Source organism: Stenotrophomonas maltophilia group sp. RNC7, from assembly GCF_030910085.1.
Taxonomy (GTDB): domain Bacteria; phylum Pseudomonadota; class Gammaproteobacteria; order Xanthomonadales; family Xanthomonadaceae; genus Stenotrophomonas; species Stenotrophomonas sepilia.
Window position 1 is genome coordinate 1 of the sequence record NZ_JAVFVN010000765.1, and the last position, 349, is coordinate 349.

At 26.9% G+C, this 349-nt stretch carries 1 protein-coding gene; it reads right to left on the reverse strand.

Annotation, left to right across the window (positions count from 1 at the left end; all coding sequences use genetic code 11):
* A partial coding sequence (locus RCF13_RS18095; RefSeq protein ID WP_308141433.1) for a hypothetical protein occupies positions 1 to 349 on the reverse strand: 349 nt, incomplete at both ends.

Here is a 349-nt window from a genome sequence, read left to right on the forward strand (position 1 = left end):
ACTTTAAGAATAGAAATTTTGTTCATATCAGATAATTCTTCCAAAAATTCTTTGCTTGGTATGGGCTCTATACATAATTCAAAATCATTCTTCTTAAACTGTTTCTTAATAAATTCATTTAGTTCTTCTTCTAAGTTATTGCAAGTAACGCCTTGTACTATCTTTTCAAAAACCAGTACAGCTTTATTTGCATCATCATATGTTTTAAATAGCATATGTTGTTTTTCTTTATCCCCTTCATTTCGATTCTTTATTTTAGTTACTGCCATATTATTCACATTTATAATATCTAATTTTTTATTATAGTGCGTATACCCTAACCTTATCTCCATTAAAGCATCATCTGTTT